Origin of the sequence: Ruminococcus sp. CAG:379 (assembly GCF_000434255.1) — a bacterium.
In the GTDB taxonomy this organism is placed as follows: Bacteria; Bacillota; Clostridia; order Oscillospirales; family Ruminococcaceae; genus Ruminococcus_F; species Ruminococcus_F champanellensis.
In genome coordinates this window covers 1-996 of sequence record NZ_FR894876.1, presented here as the reverse complement: position 1 = coordinate 996, position 996 = coordinate 1, and the positions used below count along the sequence as shown (strand labels likewise).

The 996-nt window shown below is 56.8% G+C and carries 2 protein-coding genes; both read right to left on the bottom strand.

Annotation, left to right across the window (positions count from 1 at the left end; genetic code table 11):
- The coding region (locus tag QVO51_RS04650; RefSeq protein WP_288167866.1) for a phage minor capsid protein at positions 1 to 581 on the bottom strand (581 nt) is incomplete at its 3' end.
- Positions 568 to 771: a hypothetical protein gene (locus QVO51_RS04645; RefSeq protein WP_022357424.1), complete on the bottom strand. Its 204-nt coding sequence runs from the start codon at positions 769 to 771 to the stop codon at positions 568 to 570. The genes QVO51_RS04650 and QVO51_RS04645, both read right to left, overlap by 14 nt.
- Positions 772 to 996: the final 225 nt, after the last annotated feature.

Below are 996 nucleotides of genomic sequence, written 5' to 3'. Positions count from 1 at the left end.
GGGATCCCCTTGTCGGTCATTTCCTTGATGCACTGCCGCATTGCCGCCTGCCGGCTTTCTATGCCGGATACTGTCTTGCCCGCCGCCTTGTTCAGCACATTCAGAAACTCCTGCTTATCCGCCAGCTCTGCCGTGTCATTGATAGCCTTATGCGCTGCGTCCCTGGCCTTGTACCGCATGACGGTGTTCACCATGTTCATAGATTTTCTGGCCTGCCTGGCGTAGGCTTTCAGTGCCCGTGCTATCGTGTCCTCAACCGGTGTGTCCGTGCCTTGCAGGATGCCGTCCAGCACCATTTGCCGGAATCCCGGCTCCAGATCCTCCAGGGCGCTGAGTACACCGGCTTGCAGGGTGTCCTGCAGCATCCGGGGTACGTTCTTCACATACTGGGTGATCGTCCGCAGGTTTTTACGATCCAGTGCTCCCAGCTGCGCAAGCATCTGTATCTTCCACTGAGCAGAGGGCATGTCCGCCTGTTCTGCGGTCAGAAAGGCTGCAATATTCGCAAGCAGATCCGTCTCCAGTCCCGTATACAGATCAGACAGTCCCCGGCTCAGCTGCATCAGTTCAAGCCTGGTCATCCTCACCACCGCCCATCAGATCATCCACAGACAGCCCGGATACCGACTGCTCGGATGCGATCCGCTCAAGCTCCTGCCGGGCTGTATCCTCATCGCACTTGAGCACCTCCATAATGGCGGATACCTTGGATTTCAAGCCGGCCTGTACCAGCTTGATGTTGTTGTCGATCAGCGTATTGTCATCGATCACAACATTGTCCTGCCAGCCAACAGTGACTATCTATGCCCTCCTGGGGAGCTGATGCAGCCANNNNCCGGGGGAGCTGATGCAGCCATACCCCCAGCGCCACAATGGCGTGGATCACGTCCTCCAGCATCTCCGTCAGCATATTTTTGTTGCACTTGATGGTGCGTGCCGTTTTACTGTCCTGGGAAATGACCTCCGTTGCGGTTGCCCCCTTCCCGGTAAAATAGA